Here is a 20,760-nt window from a genome sequence, read left to right as displayed (position 1 = left end):
TTCCCTTGTTTTGCTTGCGCAAAGCCAAAAGTCGTTCCATTTCGATCACTCGCTCCAGCAATCTACCGTTTTTATTGAAACTTGTTATACACAAGTTCAGCTAAAAAGGAATGTTCTAATTCGCGTTTGTTTCGTTTCGATATCTAGTTTTCAAAGAACAAGCTTGTAAATCTTGTTGGTGGAGCCAAGCGGGATCGAACCGCTGACCTCCTGCTTGCAAGGCAGGCGCTCTCCCAGCTGAGCTATGGCCCCATACATTATTTAGATGTTAAAATGGTGGGCCCTGGTGGACTCGAACCACCGGCCTCACCCTTATCAGAGGTGCGCTCTAACCAACTGAGCTAAGGGCCCACATTTATATAAGTATTGAACCCATAATGGGTTACGCTTGGCGGCGTTCTACTCTCCCAGGACCCTGCGGTCCAAGTACCATCGACGCTGAAGGGCTTAACGGTCGTGTTCGGGATGGGAACGTGTGGAACCCCTTCGCTATCGCCACCAAACGTTTGAGAGTTTGAGCTCTCAAAACTGAGCAACGAGTGAGTAACTAGCCGACCTGGCTAGATTAGATTTGAATGTCTTCGTTGCAGAAGACGATTCTCCATAGAAAGGAGGTGATCCAGCCGCACCTTCCGATACGGCTACCTTGTTACGACTTCACCCCAATCATCTATCCCACCTTCGGCGGCTGGCTCCTTGCGGTTACCCCACCGACTTCGGGTGTTATAAACTCTCGTGGTGTGACGGGCGGTGTGTACAAGACCCGGGAACGTATTCACCGCGGCATGCTGATCCGCGATTACTAGCAATTCCGACTTCATGCAGGCGAGTTGCAGCCTGCAATCCGAACTGAGACCGGCTTTGTTGGGATTGGCTCCATCTCGCGATTTCGCAGCCCGTTGTACCGGCCATTGTAGTACGTGTGTAGCCCAGGTCATAAGGGGCATGATGATTTGACGTCATCCCCACCTTCCTCCGGTTTGTCACCGGCAGTCTATCTAGAGTGCCCACCCGAAGTGCTGGCAACTAAATATAAGGGTTGCGCTCGTTGCGGGACTTAACCCAACATCTCACGACACGAGCTGACGACAACCATGCACCACCTGTCTCAACTTTCCCCGAAGGGCACCTAACGCATCTCTGCCTCGTTAGTTGGATGTCAAGACCTGGTAAGGTTCTTCGCGTTGCTTCGAATTAAACCACATACTCCACTGCTTGTGCGGGTCCCCGTCAATTCCTTTGAGTTTCAGTCTTGCGACCGTACTCCCCAGGCGGAGTGCTTAATGTGTTAACTTCGGCACCAAGGGTATCGAAACCCCTAACACCTAGCACTCATCGTTTACGGCGTGGACTACCAGGGTATCTAATCCTGTTTGCTCCCCACGCTTTCGCGCCTCAGCGTCAGTTACAGCCCAGAGAGTCGCCTTCGCCACTGGTGTTCCTCCACATCTCTACGCATTTCACCGCTACACGTGGAATTCCACTCTCCTCTTCTGCACTCAAGTCACACAGTTTCCAGTGCGATCCGGGGTTGAGCCCCGGGATTAAACACCAGACTTACATGACCGCCTGCGCGCGCTTTACGCCCAATAATTCCGGACAACGCTTGCCCCCTACGTATTACCGCGGCTGCTGGCACGTAGTTAGCCGGGGCTTTCTTCTCAGGTACCGTCACCTTGAGAGCAGTTACTCTCCCAAGCGTTCTTCCCTGGCAACAGAGCTTTACGATCCGAAAACCTTCATCACTCACGCGGCATTGCTCCGTCAGGCTTTCGCCCATTGCGGAAGATTCCCTACTGCTGCCTCCCGTAGGAGTCTGGGCCGTGTCTCAGTCCCAGTGTGGCCGATCACCCTCTCAGGTCGGCTACGCATCGTCGCCTTGGTGAGCCGTTACCTCACCAACTAGCTAATGCGCCGCAGGCCCATCCCCAAGTGACAGATTGCTCCGTCTTTCCAGTTCTCTTCAGGCGAAGAAAACAAGTATTCGGTATTAGCTACCGTTTCCGGTAGTTGTCCCAAGCTTGAGGGCAGGTTGCCTACGTGTTACTCACCCGTCCGCCGCTAACCATCAGAGAAGCAAGCTTCTCTTCAAGTCCGCTCGACTTGCATGTATTAGGCATGCCGCCAGCGTTCGTCCTGAGCCAGGATCAAACTCTCCAATAAAGTTATTGAAAAGAGCGATAAGCTCATTTTGAATCTGACGAGATTAAAAATCTCATTTTTGATCTTGCAAGCAAGATCGATACTCACTCGTTGTTCAGTTTTCAAAGATCAAACTTCTTTTTTCATCACCATTTTGTCTCAGCGGCGACTTTTATAATATATCATACTTCGTTTGTTTTGGTCAAGCCTTTTTTTGAAATTATTTTTGAAGTTCGTAATGAACTTCATTTGTTTCAAGCAAAGCGTGTAACCAAGCAAGCAAAGCAACGAGATATAATGTACCATATACATTGCTCGGTAGTCAACTACCCGAATAAAGAAATTTTCAACCCCAATAACAGACCAACCCCCGGGAGTCCCAGAACAGTAACTGTACCTATTGTTGCAGGATTTAAAGGGATATAAATTCCTGTTATCCAACCCGAGTAATTTACGACATATATCCCAGCGGCCGCAAGCACCACATGAATTCCGATTGATGTAAAGATTGATAAGCCTAAGCGTTTTCTAAACAAAACAGCAACCAGTGCCAACAGAGAGGCAACCAATATGCTTCCCAGAATAACACTCTTCATACATTCCACCTCCAGCTATATATAAAATCATCTGTATACTCAGCCAGCTGACTCTAATTACACACTGAGTTCTCGATCGGTAGTAGCCACATCCATCCCATTCAACCGTTTGGCCCGTTTCAAATGAATTTGGTATTTCCTCTCGGCCGCTTCAAGCACATAGATGGCATAATCGATCTCATCCTCTCCCAGAGCATCCTCAAACTGTCGCATCGCACGTTCCCACTCTTGTTTGGCCTTCTGCACATCCACATAAACCAACTCCGCCTCCAGTTTCGCAAGCTCTCTCTTCTTCCCGTCCCTTAATTTTCGCCATATCAACATAAACACCCTCCCTTATCCATCCGTATAACACACTCTCATACATATCAAGGAAGGGACAAACTTAGAACTCGGACATCTACTTTTATAATAAAAAAAAGAGAGAGCTCACGGCTCTCTCTTGCAATATAAATCAATTTATTGGATTGTCTTCTATACGAACGACACCCTTATCAAACTCACACGCAACTAGATACATTAGCGCATCTCTCTGCGTCCTTCCAGCGCCTTCGAAAGTGTAACTTCATCTGCATACTCCAGATCGCCGCCCACGGGCAATCCGTGAGCAATACGGGTCACACTAATTTCAAACGGACGCACTAGGCGGGAAATGTACATCGCCGTAGCTTCTCCCTCAATATTGGGATTAGTCGCCAAAATCAATTCTTTTACCCGCTCATCACTCAAACGAGTTAACAGCTCTTTCAAGCGTATATCATCCGGACCAATTCCCTCCATTGGAGAAATTGCCCCCTGCAACACATGGTAGTACCCATCGAATTCCTTAGTCCGCTCCATAGCTACCAGATCTTTCGAATCTTGGACTACACAGATGACGGACACATCTCTCGACTTATCCTGACATATCCGGCAAGGGTCCGTATCTGTAATATTACAGCACACAGAACAGTAATGGAGATTACGCTTCACACTCACGAGCGCTTTGGCAAAATCAATAACGTCATCTTCCTTCATGTTAAGCACATGAAAAGCTAAACGAGCCGCTGTCTTCGGACCCACCCCAGGAAGACGGGTGAAGGCATCAATCAGCTTGGCTATCGGTTCAGGATAATACAATCGGTTGTGTCTCCTTTTGACAGGATCAGTTTATACTAAAATAACCCCGGAATTTTCATGCCACCCGTGAATTTACCCATATCCTGATTCGCAATTTCATCCGCTTTTGTCAAAGCATCATTCACAGCAGTCATGACAAGGTCTTGAAGCATTTCAACATCATCCGGATCTACGGCTTCAGGCTTGATCGTGATGGCAAGCAGTTTTTTATGTCCATTAACTTCAGCAGTTACCACTCCGCCGCCAGAAGTACCTTGAACCGTTTTGTCCGCGAGTTCTTCCTGCGCCTTCAGCATTTGCTCCTGCATTTTCTTCACTTGTTTCATCATTTGGTTCATGTTATTCATATCCGTCATCTCCTTTAATATAGTTATCTCAAATTATACACATTACATCGTAATGTACTACTCTTTAATCACTACGAGATCTTCGCCAAATAACTGAATAGCTTCATCAATCCAAGGCTGTTTATCGCCTGAACCACCGTCTTCATGCTCTGGTTCAAGCTTAAAATCCTCCTTTGGCGTTTCAGAAGCTCCTTCCATCGCACCAGTCCAGTCCCTAAGCATCATCGTCACAAGTCGAGCCGGACGCCCAAGCTGTTCCGAAAGGACCCGCTCAATGACATCACGATTCGCCTGTTTTTCGGTTGTTTCACGGTGGATGTTGTTCTTAAAAGCAACCAGCACATTGTCTTCGAGCAGTGAAACCGGCTCTCCATCCATAAACCAGGCATGAACCGTAACTTTCTCTTCTTTGACACGTTGCAAAATCTGGCTCCATTTTTTGCTAATCTCCGTGAATTCTGGAGATCCTTTGCGCGCAATATATTGATCCAAATTCGCCGGAAGCTTCACCGGAGCGTTCGCTCTGGACATTGGCGCACGTGTTGCCGGTCGTGCAGGAGCATTTGAAGCCGCATCCCCACCTGACAGACCACTCTTGAGCGCCCGATCTAGCTTTTTCTCCAGCTCAGCAAGCTGCTGTTTCAATCGATTGATCTCTCCAGTATCAGCAGGTGCAGAAGGAGAAGTCACTCCAACCGATGAAGCAGCTCCGCCCATAGCCGGGATACTACACAGTTTAAGCAGAGCCACCTCAAACAATGTCTGCGGCTGAACTGCATATTTCATCTCACTCTGGTACCGATTCAGCGTATCGATCATCTGAAACAACTGTTCCTTCGTAAACGATCCCGCCATATCTCGAAACGATTCCGGGTTCAACACCCGATCCGTCAGTTTGTCCGCATCTGGCACCATCTTGATCATCAGTAAATCCCGGAAGTAGTAGAGCAGATTCTCCATACATTTGTCCGCACTCTTGCCTTCATGCATAAAGCCCTCGATCATCTGCAAAATATGACCGACATCCCCTTTGAGCAAGGAGGATGCGAGCTTGGCAAATTGTTCTGAAGGAATACCGCCTGTCATGTCCATAACCTGCTGATACGTTACTTTCCCATCGGTAAATGAAGAGATTTGATCCAGCACGCTGAGCGCATCCCTCATCCCACCATCAGATAGACGGGCAATGTACTGCAACGCATCTTGATCCGCTTCCATCCCTTCCTGTTCACAGATCAAAGTCAATCTGGCTGTCTGTTCTTCCAGAGATACGCGGCGAAAATCAAATCGCTGACAACGCGATATAATGGTAGCAGGCAGACGATGCGGTTCTGTCGTTGCTAAAATAAACATTACATGTGGCGGCGGCTCCTCCAATGTTTTGAGCAAAGCATTGAACGCCTCTGTCGTCAACATGTGCACTTCATCAATAATATAAACTTTCTGCCGGACTTCGGTAGGGGCATACTTCACCTTTTCTCGAAGATCACGGATTTCCTCGACGCCCCGATTGGAGGCAGCATCAATCTCCTGCACATCCATAACAGCGCCGTTCGTAATTCGGCGGCAAGCCTCACACTCGTTACAAGGCTCAGTTGCAGGTCCGCGTTCACAGTTTACAGCCTTGGCCAATATTTTGGCCGCACTTGTCTTCCCCGTCCCTCGGGGACCGCTAAACAAATAAGCATGGGAAGTCCGCTGTTCACGAATCGCGTTCTGCAAGGTCTGAATAATGTGTTGTTGTCCCACCATATCCTGGAACGACTGAGGACGCCACGCCCGGTATAACGCGATATGCTCCATGATGCGTTACCTTCCTTCCACTTCGCATTCGAGTCCGTTGTCGTCACCCCATTATACTATATTCCAGAGTGAATCCAAACTTTATCTGACTCATTTCATACGCGTTTTTTTAACATATCAAAAAAGACCCCTGCATTTATACTGCTGCAAAGGTCTCTACAATTTAAAAGGTTAAGCCGTGCACCTGCTATCGATATTTGCGATCCAAGCGGCACCCCTGAACAATAGCTCAGGCTAGGCAACCCTCCGGCACAAGAGTGATCTCACTTATGGCTGCTTCCTTCCGGACCTGACCAGGTTCATGAGTGCTCATTGCGGAGGACCCAACCGTCAACACCACGTTCAGGGACCAAACCTCACATCGACAAAACCTCTAACAGGAATTCAACCTCGCTATAGCGGATTGCGAGTTACAGGGCACCGCTACCTCCCCATCTAGCACGGTAAGAAATAGTATAACGCAAGGTAGTCCAAAATGCAACCGGCTGGAAAATGGAAACCACACACTTCTCTGTATAAGTAACTAAAAACCCCTGCTAAAATAGCAGGGGTGATTGGGATACAATAATTAGACAATCCACAAGGAATTGTACGATTAGATACCGTATTTCTTTTTGAAACGGTCCACACGGCCGCCAGCATCGATAAACTTCTGTTTACCTGTGAAGAACGGGTGGCACGCGGAGCAAATCTCTACACGAAGTCCTTCTTTAACCGAACCAGTCTCAAACGTATTCCCGCATGCGCAGGATACTTGACCAATCGTGTATTTAGGATGAATTGCTTCTTTCATTACCTTTCACCTCTTTCCGCCCTGAGCCTCAAGCGGACCCAGAGTAAATGGCACAACACAGCAGATTATAACACGGCCTAAACCCGGTTGCAATCTAATTCATTCAAGAGGTAATTAGCTTTTTGGGACGAGCCATCCCAGCCGGTGGAACATGCGTATACGACCCGATGACAACATCCGGCAACTCTTCCGCAAATATCTCCAGCATCTGCTTCATTCCCAATATATCTCCCTGTGCTGGCGGAATTAACTCCAGATAGCTCTCCGGGTCAATATTCAGGTTACGCATCTGAATCAATCGCAGGTTGGTGCGGCGTGCAAATTCAATCATTGCCTCGATCTCTTCCTCACGATCGGTTACACCCGGGAAGATCAGATAGTTAATGGAGGTATATACCCCTTGCTCCGCAGCGTACTTCATTGATTTCTCTACATTAGCCAATGTATATCCACGAGGTTTGTAATACGCGTTGTAATGATCATCCAATGCACTGATCGTACTCACACGCATCAGATCCAGACCTGCATCCACAATGCCGCGAATATGATCATTCAAGCCAGCATTGGTATTAATGTTGATGTACCCCATATCCGTAATGGAGCGCACTTCGCGAATAGCTTCGATGATCAACTTGGCCTGTGTGGAAGGTTCACCTTCACACCCCTGTCCGAAGCTAATAATAGATTCGGGTGTTTTCAGATGTTCCAGCATCACTTCAACGATCTCATCCACACGAGGACGGAAATTCATCCGTGTCTGAGGTGATACAAATCCACTGTCATCCGGCTGTTCAGAGATACAACCGAAACAACCAGCATTACATGAGTACGATACAGGAACGCCGCCTTCCCAACGATTCAAGAATGTGTTGGAAGACGTGAGACACTCATAACCCAGTGCACAATTGGACAGGTGGGTGTATAAACGGTTCTCTGGATACTTCTCCGTAAATCGTTTAACCCCAGAGCGCACATCGTCCCGATCACAGTTCATCGGATTCCACTTCTCAGGAATATCGGACTGGGAAGCCGTAACGTAGAAACCGCCATCTTTCCAAACGACAGCCGAGTATCCAAACAACGGCAGCTTGTAATCCTTATCCGTTTTCACGTAACCGGGCAAGCACAGACGCGTAAAACCTTGCGGCAACAGAGCCCCTACAGCTTGTGTATCACTCGGCAACGGCAACATCTCGCCTGTATCCGGGTCCATACCGATAGGACGGGTGCTTGGAAGACCAACCAATGTTGCACCGTCCGGCAGAGGAATCAACTCATCCTCCATTATCTCGACAATCATATCTCCACTACGGGCGAGTCCGTACAGGGAGGGATGATCAAAAACATTACCTTTTTCATCTGCGTATACTAAATACATGATGTTCTCCTCACATCTATTGGGTTAAACCTGACGACGAGTATATTATATTGCAGTCAGTTGATTGTACAGTAAGCCACATCTTTATCTTACAACGATCATGGCTACGTTATACGAATTCAAACTGCAGTTCAAATGTTAATTCGATGTTCCTGATGTAGCCGTTTGTCTTGGGGAACGGCGAGTTGTCGTCGTTCCAGCATTGCTGGAGGGCGCATTGCCAGCCGCGTCAAACGCAGCCAGGAACTCGGCATTCGTTTTACTGTTGCGTAGTTTTTTCAGGAAACCTTCAACGAAGTCATGGGAATCATTCATATTTTTACGAATAGCCCAGATCGTATCCAGCTCTTCCTTGCTAAGCAATACCTCTTCACGGCGTGTACCGGAACGGCGAATATCGATGGCAGGGAAAATACGGCGTTCAGCCAATTTGCGATCCAGATGAAGCTCCATATTACCCGTACCTTTAAATTCTTCATAAATGATGTCATCCATACGCGACCCCGTATCAATCAACGCTGTTGCCAAAATAGTCAAGCTACCGCCTTCCTCCACGTTACGAGCAGAACCAAAGAAACGTTTTGGACGATGGAATGCTGCTGGATCAATACCACCACTTAGTGTACGTCCAGATGGTGGAATCACCAGGTTATATGCACGAGCCAGACGCGTGATACTATCGAGCAAAATAACGACATCCTTTTTGGCTTCAACCAAACGCAGAGCGCGCTCCAGCACCAGTTCCGCTACTTTGATATGATTCTCGGGCAACTCATCAAACGTGGAAGCGACAACTTCACCTTTTACCGAACGAGACATATCCGTTACTTCTTCTGGACGTTCATCAATCAACAGGACAAAAAGTTCAATTTCTGGATTGTTAGTTGAGATGCTGTTGGCAATTTCTTTGAGGAGAAGCGTTTTACCGGCTTTGGGAGGTGCTACGATCAATCCACGTTGTCCCAACCCTACAGGGGCAAGCACATCCATAATACGTGTGGATAAATGGCTCGGGGATGTTTCAAGAACCAGTTTCTTCTGCGGATACAATGGGGTTAATGCCGGGAAGTGAAGTCTCTCCGCAGCCGCCGATGGATTCTCACCATTCACAGCGTTAACTTGCAATAAACCGAAATATCTCTCATTTTCTTTTGGCGTTCGACACTTACCTGATACAAGGTCACCCGTTCGTAAATCAAACTTGCGAATCTGTGAGGCCGAGATATAAATATCTTCTGTACTTGGCAAATAGTTGATTGGCCTCAAGAAGCCGTAACCTTCAGGTAAAATCTCGAGCACGCCCTGCATAAACATCAAACCACTTTGTTCCGCTTGCGCACGGAGTATTGCAAAGATTAATTCTTTCTTTTTAAGGGTCCCGTAATAAGGAATCTGGTATTTTTTCGCCAGCTTATAGAGGTCCGTTAATTTCATTTCTTCCAAATCGGAAATTTGCAGATCCATATAATAACCACCTATTCAATTAATGAGTCCGTGAAATGGATAGTTTCGTTAGCTAGTTCAAGCCATAGAAAGCAGTTCTACCACAATCTCTTCTATCCATTGTACGGAATGTAACCGTTATAATGCAAATACATGTCTTGGTGTGTAAGTTTCCGGGTGGAATGGCCATTACATGGCATAATCCTTAATGAGTGAACTCCAAACATGGGGCGATCGATCCGGGAAGACCGGCTATGAAGCGCAGGTTCAAACAAATCCGGGGATTGGAGAAAGGGAATGATTTTCAAAAACAATATAAGAAATGATGTGTTCATAAAGCCTTATGATGTTTATTTCAAAAAAAGACCCTCCGAAACAAGAACCTGTTACAGTTCGTCATATCCGGAAGAGAATACAAAATCTATTAGAATAGTATACCCTATTCTACTATAGGTTATGCAGCACCGCTACAAAACACGCTTTAAGCGGAAATATTTGCGATGCTGCGCCTTATTCATTACCTACTCGGTTTCCCGCCACACGTCTGCACCAAGCAAACGTAGGTTGGTCACCAAATGATCGTAACCACGATCAATAAACTCAACTCCCGTCACCTCAGTAACTCCTTCACTGACGGTAAGTCCCGCTATGACTAGCGCTGCACCAGCACGAAGATCGGACGCTTTTACTTTAGCCGCATTCAGTGCACTGCCTTCAATAATGGCTGATCGGCCTTCCACACGGATTTTGGCGCCCATACGAACCAGTTCAGGCACATGTTTGAACCGATTGCTGTATACAAAGTCACTCAGTACACTTACACCGTTCGCTTGTGTTAATACACTGGTCATCGGGGACTGCAGGTCGGTAGGAAATCCTGGATATACCAGTGCCTTTACATCAACATGACTGTACTGCGGCTGTCCAATAACCCGAATGCTTTCGTCCAGCTCCTCGATACCCACTCCCATCTCCAGCAACTTGGCCGTTAAAGCCTCCAGATGTTTGGGGATGACATTATCAATGAGTACATCTCCGCGCGTGGCCGCCGCAGCGATCATATACGTGCCCGCTTGAATCCGATCCGGAATAATGGAGTGACGGCAACCCTTAAGCTCCGAGACCCCTTCGATTCGAATCGTTTCTGTACCTGCACCTTTGATGCTGGCACCCATAGAATTCAAAAGTGTTGCTACATCTATAATCTCAGGCTCTTTAGCCGCATTTTCAATAATTGTAGAGCCTTTGGCACGAGTGGCCGCCAGCATAATGTTGATGGTTGCACCAACACTGCTTACATCAAGATATATTTTAGCTCCGCGTAGCTCTTTGGCATACAAATGGATAGAGCCATGTTCATTCGTCACGGTTGCGCCAAGCGCTTCAAACCCTTTGATGTGTTGATCAATTGGACGAGGTTCAAAATTACAACCTCCGGGCAAACCTATTGTTGCTTCTTTAAAACGTCCAAGCAGTGCTCCCATCATATAATAAGAAGCACGAAGTTTCTTCACAGGACCGTTTGGCATCGGAATGGATTTAATATCAGAAGGATCAATTTTCATCTGACTACCTTCCCAAGTCACACGCGCCCCAAGTTCCTCCAAAATTTCTGCATATACGGCCACGTCACTGAGTAATGGCAAGTTATCCAACACGACCTCTGACTCGGCAAGCAATGCTGCAGGAATAAGCGCAATGGCGCTGTTTTTGGCACCGCTTATAGTTACAGTTCCCTGTAACGGACGTCCGCCACTAATCATTAATTTTTCCATAAAGCTTAATGTCCCCCTACGTGTTTTGCAGCCGATGAACGGCAATACGTGCTGATGGCTAACGATGTAGAAATAAGGTGTGAAAATGGAAAGACACCGGCTAGGCGGTGTTCTTCCATTTCACAGTATGGAACTTTTAAAGATAAATTACGCTTTGTTGTTGGAACCAAACTCACGGATTTTACCTTTAACAGTTTCTTTGATTGCATCACGGCCTGGTACGATGAACGTACGTGGATCGTAAGCGTTTGGTTTTGCTGCAAGCACTTCACGAACTGCTTTTGTGAACGAGATTTGGTTCTCTGTGTTCACGTTGATTTTGGAAGTACCCAAAGAGATTGCTTTATCGATATCGTGCTTAGGAATACCTGTACCACCGTGCAATACGAGTGGAACTTGTACCGCGTCACGAACTTCTTCCATTTCTTTGAAGCCGAGGTTTGGCTCGCCTTGGTAAGGACCGTGAACGGAACCCAGAGCTGGTGCCAAAGTATCGATACCTGTTTCTTTAACGATGCGGATACATTCGTTCAGGTCAGCGTATTGAATACCACCGATAACGTCGTCTTCTTGTCCGCCTACAGTACCAACTTCAGCTTCTACAGAAACGCCTTTAGCGTGTGCATATTCAACGACTTTCTTAGTCATTTCGATGTTCTCATCGATGGAGTGATGGGAACCGTCGATCATAACGGATGTAAAGCCAGCATCGATTGCTTCTTTACATTTGTCGAAGCTTGAACCGTGATCCAGATGGATTGCAACTGGTACGGAAATTTTCATGTCAATCAAGAGTCCTTCTACCATTTTAACTACAGTAGTAAAGCCGCCCATGTGACGTGCTGCACCTTCGGATACGCCCAGAATTACTGGGGATTTCTCTTCTTCAGCAGCAGTAAGAATCGCTTGAGTCCACTCAAGGTTGTTGATGTTGTATTGACCAACTGCATATTTTCCTTCAAGTGCTTTGTTCAACATGTCTGTCATAGATACTAATGGCATGGTTTCAATCCTCCTAGGGGTTTGGGTTGTGTCTATGGTTTTTAGCCGAAATCACATACGGGCTTATTATACCACATCCCATGTCAAATACTAAACAAGCTTTTGCAAAAATGCTGTGCTTTGCAGCACAGTTTTCACAGACACGGCATGATGGCGTTACCATTTCCAATATTCCCTACACTAACAGACGAAATACCCCATTTTCTCATGATTACATGCAGCTGGTGGTTGACGCAAAAAAATCCTGTATCGACAGGATTTAGCTGCATTTGTTCGCAGCGCCATTGCGAAGTTGCATATTAACGGCCACACGCATCTCATCGATATCAAACGGTTTCGTAAAATGCATGAGTGCACCGAGATCGGTAGCTTCCTTAATCATGTCAAGTTCCCCATACGCCGTCATCATAATAACTTTGATATCAGGGTCAATCTCCTTGATATGCTTCAGTATTTCAAGCCCATCCATCCCCGGAATTTTCATATCCAGCAAAACGAGGTCCGGCTTGTCCTTATTGACGATTTCGAGCGCAATCTTGCCGTTTGCTGCCTGAAATGTGTTATACCCTTCGCTGCTGAACACTTCCATCAGTAGAATACGAATACCGTTTTGGTCATCGACAATCAGAACTTTTTTCTCTTCCACGCTGTAACCTCCTAGAATTAGGAAAGCATATACACATTACATCTGGATAACTATCCCATAGTCGTCATGATAAGTATTCTACCTCTTCCAGTAAAATCCTTCTATTATCTCAAATTGACAAAGGGTAAATCAATCTACATCTTTATTAAAAAGAAAAGGACGTTTCCGCGCTATAATAGCAGCCAGAAACATCCTCATAATACTAGGGTTTTCAATGATTCAATTTATTATTTCTCCGCGTTCTCCAGAGAAGCTTTCACGAACTCACGGAACAATGGTTGCGGACGGTTCGGACGGGAAGTGAATTCCGGATGGAACTGCACTGCCAAGAACCAAGGGTGTCCAGGAAGTTCCACAATCTCAACCAGGCGTCCATCCGGTGATGTACCGGAAATAACAAGACCTGCTTTTTCAATCGCTTCACGGTATTCGTTGTTAAACTCGTACCGGTGACGGTGTCTTTCGTATACCAACTCATCGTCGTAACATGACATCGCCAAAGAACCTTCCTGCAGCTTACAAGGGTACAGACCAAGACGCATCGTACCGCCCAGATTTTCAATATCTTTTTGCTCAGGCAGCAGGTCGATTACCGGGAACTCGGTAGCCGGGTTAATCTCCGAACTGTTTGCTCCGTTCAACCCAACGATGGAGCGTGCATATTCAATGACAGAAACCTGCATACCCAGGCAAATTCCGAAGAACGGAATATTTTTTTCACGGGCATAACGAATTGCCGATACTTTGCCTTCAATACCGCGATCACCGAAGCCACCAGGAACAAGAATACCACCAATACCATGCAACATGTCGCCTACATTCTCATCGGTGATATCTTCAGAAGGAACCCAGCGGATCTTCACGTCCGCATTGGATGCAAACCCTGCATGTGACAGGGACTCTACAACACTCAGGTACGCATCATGCAATGCCACATATTTACCAACGATTGCAATCTCGACCGTACGCTCCAGCTTGCTGATCCGGTTCACCAGACCTTCCCACTCGCTCATATCCGGTGCAGGAGTAGTCAGTTTCAGATGGTTAACCACGATTTCATCCAGACCCTCTTCACGAAGGTTAAGTGGTACTTCATACAACGTGCTTGCATCACGGCATTCAACGACTGCATTCTCGTCAATATCACAGAAAAGTGCGATTTTGGCCTTCATGTCCTTGGACAGCTCATATTCCGTACGACAAACGATAACGTTTGGTTGGATACCAATGCTACGCAATTCCTTCACACTGTGTTGTGTCGGTTTTGTTTTGACTTCACCCGCTGCTTTGATATATGGAATCAGTGTAACGTGAATGTACATCACGTTGTCACGACCTACATCACTCTTGATCTGACGAATCGCTTCCAGGAATGGCAAACTCTCGATGTCACCCACCGTTCCGCCAATCTCGGTAATAACAACATCCGAACCCGCTTCACGTCCAGCGCGGAATACACGCTCTTTGATCTCGTTTGTGATATGTGGAATGACTTGAACTGTACCGCCCAGATACTCTCCGCGACGCTCTTTGCTGATTACAGAAGAGTACACTTTACCTGTCGTGACATTGCTGTTTTTGGAAAGGTTGATGTCGATAAAACGTTCGTAGTGGCCAAGGTCCAGGTCCGTCTCTGCGCCATCATCCGTTACGAATACCTCACCATGTTGATAAGGACTCATGGTTCCCGGGTCAATGTTGATGTATGGATCAAATTTTTGGATTGTTACTTTGAGTCCTCTGTTCTTCAGCAATCTGCCCAGCGAGGCTGCTGTAATCCCTTTGCCCAGGGAGGACACAACTCCGCCCGTCACGAAAATATACTTTGTCACTGTTATTACCCTCCTAATATAAGTACAGAAATTCAGGCGATATATGGTGTTATCGTAACCCGTTTCCCAGGTAATCATCGTTAAAAAGAGCAATGGCAGAAATTAACTGCATCTGCGAACTGCCCTTTCCAGCGAAGACGGCTTTAACTAACACATCATTCCTGGCAAAAAATAATGCAAACTTTCCGGGAGCCTTCATCCACGCTTGTCCCACTACAAACCTCGTCGGTAGTTCCATTTTCTTTGTTTGAACATACAAAAAAACAGGCCGAAAAGGTTTGGCCGGAAGCAGTCGGAAAAGTAATCGTTTGGCATCATTCTGCCTCTAAAAATACAAAAAGAAAGTACTCCCGCAGGACGGGGCACTTTCTCTAAAAAAACATAAATATATTGTCGCTCATTCATAAGCCCATGCAATAGTTTACCCGTTACCCCGCCTGCTGTCAAGGCTGACTATCGGGGAAAAAACGGGCAATTTTTCGTCAGCAAAAAGGATTACCGATTATCGGAATCGTCGTCAAATTCATCCTCGTCTTCGGACTCTTCTTCGTCTTCTTCGAGGTCTTCGTCTTCCAAATCGTCATCTTCAACCAGCACTTCTTCTTCACTGTCTTCTTCATCGAAGATGTCGTCATCATCGTCATCATCGTCATCATCTTCGTCTTGATCATCATCTGTGCTGTCGAAGTCTTCGTCACTGTTGTAGCTGTCGTCCTCTTCACCGAAGTCTTCGTCTTCCAGATCATCATCTTCATCGTTGATGATACGCGGACGCTTCGCACCCGTCATGGAATCTTCTGTTCCAGCAACCGGATACCAGCGTTTCAATCCCCAAAGACTCGTACCGACGCAAGCAAAACGGCCATCGATATTAATTTCGGTATACAGCTGGGCGATATACTCGTTGATCTCTTCATCTGTCATTCCGCGCTGTTTCGCTACCTCATTCATCAAATCCCGGTAGTAATACGGCGTGTTTGCCGCTTTCAGCACCATAAAGGCCAGATCCACCAAAGGGATCTCTCTTACCTTTTCTTTATCAATTTTCAAATTGAGCGAGGTACTCACTGAAGACACTTCCTCTCACACATAATTCGCTTTATATCCCCTGCAAACTGGATCGTTACGTATAACATATCCATTAACAAACCTAAGTAAAACCTATTTAGCGTTAAAAAGCAAGTTTTTATGTAAGCATGTCCCATATTTACACATCCGTCCTTTGATCCATATCCCGATCTCCTCACTTCGAGAGACAGAATGATAAGGAAGCAATGAATAATATGTACGCTATCTCTATGAACAAAAGCCCAAACCATATGTAAAAGACGGAGTCCCCTCCGCCTTCTGACTGTATACCCTCGTAGGATTGCTCCTCACCAGGTTCCCCGCAAGAGCCCTCTAGCCCTCCATCCATCATATGTACCTGCGCCCGTTTTGACACGGAGAGAATGTGTTTTTATAAAAAAAGGGCAAGTTCCCCATGCGCCGGGATGAGCGCATTCATAGAATACCTCAGCATGTTCATCCCGAAGGGGGCAGCCCATAATGGACTATACCGGTTTATTGCATCAGTTGATTGACGGAATGAGATGCCCCGAACCTGAACACGGGGGACGTTATCTGATTCGATTCGCCAAACCGCAGCAGTACGAGGCCTGTCTCGTTGAATTATCCCGAATGCGCAATGAATTCACCGATCTGGGAGGCGTTCGAACCTCAAGGCTTGCCAGAACTCTCATCGCTCCTGTCCAGAGCCCGGACGTGTTATATCGATACGGGGACGACATTACGTTAGAGGAAGACACTCCTGTCTCGCTGCATTCTACTGCACTCCACAACAAACCCAGCACCCCTCAAGGCATACCCTGGGGTGTGAAACAGATCCGAGCCCCTAAAGTATGGTCTGTTTCGACAGGACACCGGATCAAAATTGGTGTTATTGATACAGGAGCAGATTACCATCACCCTGATCTACGATACTCCCTTGCCCGTGGCATTAATCTGTTGAACCGAAGCTTGCTTCCCCATGATGACAACGGTCACGGTACCCATATTGCAGGAACCATTGCCGCAGCCAACAGTACCGAAGGCATGATCGGCGTTGCCCCGCGTTCATTAATCTACCCCGTCAAAGCCTTTGATCACAACGGCTCTGCTTATGTCTCGGACATCGTACTCGGCATCGACTGGTGTGTACGCAACAAGGTGGATATTATCAATATGAGTTTCGGTATGAAAACACGAAGTAAATCTTTGCTTGATGTGGTCAACCGTGCATATCATGCAGGAATCGTCATTGTGGCTTCGTCAGGAAATGACGGCAAGCGCCGCAGCATCGATTATCCTGCTCGATATCCGCAGACCATCTCGGTTGGGGCTACCGACAAAAACAGACGTATTGCTTCATTCAGCAATCGCGGTGCTTATGTGGACGTCTATGCACCCGGGGACAAAATTGTGTCCTCCTGGGTGCAAGGCAAGCACCATGAGATGAGTGGAACATCCATGGCCACCTCCCATGTGAGCGGCGCAATCGCATTGCTGCTCGCCAAACATCCCGGCTTGTCTCCAGCCGAGATCAAGACGCTTGTGAAGCGCGCGACGGTTCCGCTGCGCGCCCGTAAAAGCACCACCGCGAAGAGTAAAGTCCGCGGTGGCGAGCTAGACGCCCTCAAGCTGATGCAAGAGGGCGGGGGGTGACTTGGCGGCGCATGCTACACGCCGCCAGCACCTGTGCTGCGCAGCAACGGGTGCCGGCCACTGCCGGGCACGCCTTGCGCAGCAGGCAAGAGCGAGAGCAGGCACAACCGAGCCTGCTCTTGAAGCAGTGCCCTGCGGCTGTGCCGATGGCAGGGCACTGCTGGGTGCCGCGGCAGGCGGCAAGCCTGAGCCCTTTACGGGTACTTGGCGAGCATCGCCAGTACCCGTAAAGGCCAGGTGCTGGCCACCGCCAGCCACGGGCACAAAAAAGTCTCCATGCCCGCGCGCGTTAGCAACTGCTCGCGCGGGGCATGGAGACTTTGCCTTCGGCCGAGCGGCAGGAAGCTGCCCGCCACTTGGCCGAAGGGATTACATTTTGTCTGGTGCGGATACGCCCACCAGACGGAGCGCTGTTGCGATGACGGTGCGAACGGCACCGATCAGCGCCAGGCGCGCCTGGGTCTGCTGCGCGTCTTCGGTAATGACGCGATCAGCCCGGTAGTAACTATGGAACAGGGATGCCAGTTCGTAGACATAACGAATAATGCGATGCGGCGCATAACCTGTAGCCGCCGCAGCGATCTCTTCAGGTAATTCTCCCATTTTACGAAGAAGGTCATACTCGTGCTCGGTAGTCAGCTTGGACAGATCGATCTGTGCCAGTGGCAACAACTCGATACCTTGCTCTTCGGCTTGACGATACACACTGCACACACGCGCATGTGCATATTGTACGTAGAATACCGGATTTTCATTGGATGTCGAAATCGCCAAATCCATGTCAAAGTCCAGATGGGAATCCATGCTACGCATCGTGAAGAAATAACGAATGGCATCAATGCCAACTTCGTCCATCAGGTCTTCCATCGTTACAGCTTTACCTGTACGTTTGGACATTTTTACTTTCTCGCCATTTTGGAACAAGCTAACCATCTGTGCAATCAAAACTACCAGCTTGTCCGGATCGTTGCCCAGCGCTTGCATTGCTGCTTTCATACGCGGAATATAGCCATGGTGATCCGCTCCCCAAATGTTGATCATCGTGTCATAACCACGGGAGTATTTATCGCGGTGATATGCAATATCCGGTGTCAGATAGGTATACGTACCGTCGTTTTTGATCAGAACGCGCTCCTTGTCATCACCATATTGCATCGTTTTCAACCAAGTTGCGCCGTCTTTTTCATAAATCTCGTTGCGGTCACGTAACTCGTCCAGCACGCGAAGCACTTCACCGTTATCATACAGCGATGTTTCGCTGAACCAGATATCGAAGTTCACACGGAAGCGGTTCAGGTCGCGTTTGATCTTGTCCAGTTCTTTCTCCAGACCATAATCACGGAAGTATGCTGCGCGATCTCCCGGGTGCATAGACAGCAAGCTGTCTCCTTTTTCAGCAACCAGTTCCTTCGCGAAACCTTTAATGTCTTCACCATGGTATCCATCTTCCGGCATTTCAGCTTCTTGACCAAGCTCTTGCAGATAACGCGCTTCAATAGAACGGGCCAGATTAAATACCTGGTTACCCGCATCATTAATGTAATATTCACGAGTTACATCGTAACCTGCGTAATCGAGGATGTTGCACAGGGCATCCCCTACAGCTGCTCCACGGGCATGGCCCAGATGCAGACTGCCTGTCGGGTTGGCGCTGACAAATTCCATCTCCACCTTTTTCCCCGCTCCAACATCAATTCTTCCGTAGTTCTCTCCTTGCTCATGCACCAAGTTAAGCACGGGATAGAGATAACTCTTGTTCAATTTGAAGTTAATGAATCCTGGTCCCGCAATCTCCGCCTTTTCAATTCCGGCTTCTGCAAGATTCAGGTTAGCGATGATTTCCTCGGCAATCTGACGAGGGTTCCGTTTGGCAATCTTGGTCAACTGCATCGCTGCATTGGTAGCCAGATCACCATGGGACTTCTCGCGCGGCACTTCAAGCGTAATAGCTGGAAGCTCTTCCTGTGTTACGATGCCAGCAGCAACAATCGCATTGCCAATGGCTGTACTTACCCGTTCGTTAATCGTATCTAGTGGATTACGTGTCATGAATTTGGTTCCTCCTGTATATGCAAACTAATCGCAAAATGTCCGGCTTCTTCATCAAAGCGGTAAAAGTCGTAGCTCCACGCTGCGCGTGCGCTCAATCCCTGAATGGAAAGTTCCAGCTTCTGTGTATGCGTGGACAGGGTAAACGACATATATGGTGAACGGTAGAAACCTGGAAGCTTTCGGTTTAATTCAAACGTCTGCTCCGACTCCACCTCACCATGACGTATAATCTTGATGGATTGTCCGCCCAGCTTCAATGTTGTACGAGTGATGCCTCCCTCGGGTCCAGCCTGTGGCTCTTCGTAACGAACATACAAGTATGCTCCCTTGACCACAGCTTCTCCTTGCATTTCCTGAAGTACATCTTCCCCTTCATAACGGCTGTGCAGCCGGATCTGAACCGGTCGCATCTTCGACATGAATGTTAACCTCCATTATATTCGAGGCGACGCAAAATCAGGACAGCTGGTGAGAACAGCCCTTCCTGAATGGTTGTGTCGCTATACACGCTCATATTCCGAATAAACTTGCTCTCCTACACTCTACTGTATAACTATATCCAGTTCACCCGCTCAATTCAAATCCAAATTCAGAGTTTTTTTGTTATGACATCAAAAAGGAGAGCTGCACCCGTATCGTGCAGCCCTCCCTTAATTCACATCTATCTCGTTATCTTGCTTCATCATCTGGCTGTCTGACTTCATTCACTTTGCCACTTTGCTTCATTGGGCTTGCTCTCTTACTACATTATAATGAAACGTATCTAGGCAATATAACAACATACTTGTTTACCCAGTTCCGAACATAAAATGATGAACTCTGTTCATGCCCACTGCGATGCATACGGATAGGGACAGGTGGAATCGGCCAGTTTCGCGCGCACTTGTACAAGGCAGCCGCAGTGCCGGCATGTTGTTCCATATTGCAGATCAGGGCAGCCTGAGCAGATCGCAAGGCGACGCTCATACTCCTCATCCTCTACCGTAGTGCGTGAGCGTGAAGCGATCTCCACCAGACGGGCCATTTTGGCATCACTGATATGAATATCATACTGGCTGTCACAACCCTTACAGGGTTCGTTTCTTCCCTCACGGGGCTGCTGTTGGTATTGGTGATTGCTAGGCTTCAT

17 protein-coding genes, 2 tRNA genes, 2 rRNA genes and 1 other RNA gene are annotated in these 20,760 nt (G+C 47.6%); 1 reads left to right on the top strand and 21 read right to left on the bottom strand.

The annotated features are described in order from the left end of the window. Positions 1-176: 176 nt before the first annotated feature. From ACT89M_RS00670 to rpoE, 18 genes are all read right to left on the bottom strand, one after another. Positions 177-252, bottom strand: a tRNA-Ala gene (locus tag ACT89M_RS00670). A 22-nt stretch (positions 253-274) separates the two neighbouring features. Continuing rightward, positions 275-351, bottom strand: a tRNA-Ile gene (locus tag ACT89M_RS00665). Between the two features lie 35 nt (positions 352-386). Next, positions 387-503 (bottom strand): 5S ribosomal RNA (gene rrf / locus ACT89M_RS00660). A gap of 104 nt (positions 504-607) precedes the next feature. Further along, positions 608-2,163: ribosomal RNA gene (locus tag ACT89M_RS00655) — 16S ribosomal RNA — on the bottom strand. 305 nt (positions 2,164-2,468) lie between these two features. Next, on the bottom strand, positions 2,469-2,738 hold the full coding sequence (locus ACT89M_RS00650; RefSeq protein ID WP_154892125.1) for a pro-sigmaK processing inhibitor BofA family protein: 270 nt from the start codon (positions 2,736-2,738) through the stop codon (positions 2,469-2,471). A 57-nt stretch (positions 2,739-2,795) separates the two neighbouring features. Continuing rightward, entirely contained in the window at positions 2,796-3,062 is a 267-nt protein-coding gene (locus ACT89M_RS00645) for a DUF2508 family protein (RefSeq protein WP_154892126.1), read from the bottom strand. A 195-nt stretch (positions 3,063-3,257) separates the two neighbouring features. Beyond that, the gene (gene recR / locus ACT89M_RS00640; RefSeq protein WP_062329683.1) at positions 3,258-3,857 is read right to left on the bottom strand and encodes a recombination mediator RecR; all 600 of its coding nucleotides are present in this window, start codon (positions 3,855-3,857) and stop codon (positions 3,258-3,260) included. A gap of 35 nt (positions 3,858-3,892) precedes the next feature. Next, positions 3,893-4,204: a YbaB/EbfC family nucleoid-associated protein gene (locus tag ACT89M_RS00635; protein WP_090924857.1), complete on the bottom strand. Its 312-nt coding sequence runs from the start codon at positions 4,202-4,204 to the stop codon at positions 3,893-3,895. Positions 4,205-4,261: 57 nt separating this feature from the next. Then, the gene (gene dnaX, locus ACT89M_RS00630) at positions 4,262-6,007 is read right to left on the bottom strand and encodes a DNA polymerase III subunit gamma/tau (RefSeq protein ID WP_308723546.1); all 1,746 of its coding nucleotides are present in this window, start codon (positions 6,005-6,007) and stop codon (positions 4,262-4,264) included. A 176-nt stretch (positions 6,008-6,183) separates the two neighbouring features. Next, positions 6,184-6,451, bottom strand: an RNA gene (ffs, locus tag ACT89M_RS00625) — signal recognition particle sRNA large type. Between the two features lie 151 nt (positions 6,452-6,602). After that, positions 6,603-6,800, bottom strand: a complete 198-nt coding sequence (gene rpmE / locus ACT89M_RS00620) for a 50S ribosomal protein L31 (RefSeq protein ID WP_090924859.1) — start codon at positions 6,798-6,800, stop codon at positions 6,603-6,605. Between the two features lie 103 nt (positions 6,801-6,903). After that, on the bottom strand, positions 6,904-8,178 hold the full coding sequence (locus tag ACT89M_RS00615; protein WP_090924860.1) for a radical SAM family protein: 1,275 nt from the start codon (positions 8,176-8,178) through the stop codon (positions 6,904-6,906). Positions 8,179-8,316: 138 nt separating this feature from the next. After that, on the bottom strand, positions 8,317-9,642 hold the full coding sequence (gene rho, locus ACT89M_RS00610; RefSeq protein ID WP_090924861.1) for a transcription termination factor Rho: 1,326 nt from the start codon (positions 9,640-9,642) through the stop codon (positions 8,317-8,319). 500 nt (positions 9,643-10,142) lie between these two features. Continuing rightward, positions 10,143-11,396, bottom strand: coding sequence for a UDP-N-acetylglucosamine 1-carboxyvinyltransferase (gene murA, locus ACT89M_RS00605; RefSeq protein ID WP_090924862.1), 1,254 nt, complete (start codon positions 11,394-11,396; stop codon positions 10,143-10,145). Positions 11,397-11,543: 147 nt separating this feature from the next. Beyond that, positions 11,544-12,398 carry a class II fructose-1,6-bisphosphate aldolase gene (gene fba, locus ACT89M_RS00600; RefSeq protein ID WP_056698160.1) on the bottom strand — a complete coding sequence of 285 codons (855 nt, stop codon included), beginning with the start codon at positions 12,396-12,398 and terminating at the stop codon, positions 11,544-11,546. A gap of 259 nt (positions 12,399-12,657) precedes the next feature. After that, complete coding sequence (locus ACT89M_RS00595) at positions 12,658-13,044, bottom strand: response regulator (RefSeq protein WP_090924863.1); 387 nt, start codon at positions 13,042-13,044, stop codon at positions 12,658-12,660. Positions 13,045-13,271: 227 nt separating this feature from the next. Continuing rightward, positions 13,272-14,876, bottom strand: a complete 1,605-nt coding sequence (gene pyrG / locus ACT89M_RS00590; protein WP_090924864.1) for a CTP synthase — start codon at positions 14,874-14,876, stop codon at positions 13,272-13,274. A 495-nt stretch (positions 14,877-15,371) separates the two neighbouring features. After that, a complete protein-coding gene (gene rpoE, locus ACT89M_RS00585) occupies positions 15,372-15,944 on the bottom strand; it encodes a DNA-directed RNA polymerase subunit delta (protein WP_090924865.1) in 573 nt (190 codons plus the stop codon). A 480-nt stretch (positions 15,945-16,424) separates the two neighbouring features. On the opposite strand from rpoE, the gene ACT89M_RS00580 reads away from it, so the two are divergent. Then, positions 16,425-17,579 (top strand): S8 family peptidase, encoded by a 1,155-nt coding sequence (locus ACT89M_RS00580; RefSeq protein ID WP_154960674.1) that lies wholly within the window; start codon positions 16,425-16,427, stop codon positions 17,577-17,579. Between the two features lie 369 nt (positions 17,580-17,948). Here the strand turns inward: ACT89M_RS00580 and argS are convergent, their stop codons facing one another. From argS to ACT89M_RS00565, 3 genes are all read right to left on the bottom strand, one after another. Beyond that, entirely contained in the window at positions 17,949-19,628 is a 1,680-nt protein-coding gene (argS, locus tag ACT89M_RS00575; RefSeq protein ID WP_090924868.1) for an arginine--tRNA ligase, read from the bottom strand. Further along, the gene (locus ACT89M_RS00570) at positions 19,625-20,050 is read right to left on the bottom strand and encodes a YwiB family protein (RefSeq protein ID WP_154892129.1); all 426 of its coding nucleotides are present in this window, start codon (positions 20,048-20,050) and stop codon (positions 19,625-19,627) included. The genes argS and ACT89M_RS00570 overlap by 4 nt, the downstream gene beginning before the upstream one ends. A gap of 404 nt (positions 20,051-20,454) precedes the next feature. Further along, positions 20,455-20,760, bottom strand: a complete 306-nt coding sequence (locus ACT89M_RS00565; protein WP_221790080.1) for a DUF6171 family protein — start codon at positions 20,758-20,760, stop codon at positions 20,455-20,457.

This window comes from Paenibacillus sp. NN59, from assembly GCF_057597225.1.
Note: the sequence above shows the minus strand (reverse complement) of the source record. Positions and strands in the feature narration are given on the sequence as shown.